General features: G+C 61.8%; 2 protein-coding genes. One reads left to right on the forward strand and one right to left on the reverse strand.

Annotated elements, in window-relative coordinates; genetic code table 11:
- Positions 1-494 (forward strand): PaaI family thioesterase (locus A3730_RS04170; RefSeq protein ID WP_231883840.1); only part of this gene is annotated, 494 nt, incomplete at its 5' end.
- 90 nt (positions 495-584) lie between these two features.
- On the opposite strand, the gene A3730_RS04175 is transcribed toward A3730_RS04170, so the two are convergent.
- A partial coding sequence (locus A3730_RS04175) for an efflux transporter outer membrane subunit (RefSeq protein WP_063537550.1) occupies positions 585-1,574 on the reverse strand: 990 nt, incomplete at its 5' end.

Raw genomic sequence — 1,574 nt, forward strand, 5'->3', positions numbered from 1 at the left:
CGCCTGAACCGCTGGACCAGTGGTACCGGGCCACAGGTAAAACAAACAATGAGTGCGAGAGTATGAGTGCAGTTCCGCCCTCCAAAGGGTTTTCCCTGGCTGATGCCAATACCCGTTTTGATATGGGTTTTCCCTCCCTGGTGGGGTTTCATTTCCTGGAATGGGAAGAGGGCAGGGCAGTGCTGGGGTTGCAGATCGAAACCCGGCATTTGAATCTGGGCGGTGTCATTCATGGTGGAGTGTTGGCGACCCTGATGGATGTGGCCGGGGCCTGTGCCGGCACCTGGAGCCCGGACCCCATGCACATTCGCAAGGCGGTTACCCTATCCATGACCACCACCTTCACCGGGCAGGCCAGTAAAGGTCTGGTTCGCGCGGTGGGTACCCGCCGTGCCGGTGGCACCCGGATCTACAACAGCACCATGGAAGTGTTCGATGAAAAGGACACGCTGTTGGCCCTCGGCGAAGCAACCTTCCGTTTGCGCAGCGAGTAGTTTTCCTTCCGTGTTATCCCTTTTGTTTCGTAGGTCGGATTAGCCGCGTAGCGGCGTAACCCGACCTTTGTCTGTATTTTTCAAAACACGCTAACGGCTGGCCACGTGGGTGGGCTGTTGTGCCTCCCAGCCGCCGCCCAGTGCGCGATACAGTTCTGTTTCATTGGTCAGCTGCTGCAGCTTCAGCGTCACCAGTTGCTGGCGGGCGGAGAGCAGGGTGCGCTGGGCGTCCAGCACCGCAAGGTAGTCATCTGCGCCTTGCTCGTAGCGTTGCTGCGAGAGCGTCAGGGACTGCTCGGTGGCGGTGACCAGTGCCTGTTGGGCCTGCTGCTGGCGGGCCAGGGTATCGCGGGCCTGCAGGGCGTTGGCCACTTCCTGGAAGGCGGTCTGAATGGCTTTTTCATAGGTGGCCACGGCCTGATCCTGGCGCACTTCAGCCAGGTCCAGATTGGCCTTGTTGCGGCCACCGGAGAAAATTGGCAGGGAAATACTGGGGCTGAACGACCAGGCTTTGGAGCCGCTGTCGAACAGGCCAGACAGTTCGCTGCTCATGCTGCCATAGGCGCCGGTGAGCTGAATACTCGGGAAGAAGGCGGCTCGCGCGGCACCGATGCTGGCGTTGGCGGCACGTAGCTGATGCTCGGCCTGCTGCACGTCCGGTCGCTGGGTCAGGAGGCTGGACGATAGCCCTTCCGGGACCGGCGCCACCAGGGAGAGCGTGTCGCTGTTCAGGTTCACCGACTCCAGTGCGGGCAGGGGGCCGCCAACCAATACGGCCAGGGCGTTGTGATCCTGGCTGACCTGGCGCTCAAAGCTGGCCTGGATGGCGCGGGCGCCTTGCAGGGCAATCTGTGCCTGTCGTACATCCAGTTCTGTGCCCAGCCCGCTTTCGAAGCGCCGCTGGATCAGTGCCAGCGAATTCTCTTGCGCGGCGACCGTTTCACGGCTGATGGCCAGATTCTGACGGTCGCTGACCAGGGTCAGGTAGCTTTGCGCCACCTGGGCCACCAGTGCCAGCTGGGTGCTGCGCCGGGCTTCTTCGCTGGCCAGGTAAGTCTCCAGAGAGGCATCTTTGAGGCT

The sequence above is a fragment of the Alcanivorax sp. HI0044 genome, assembly GCF_001634945.1.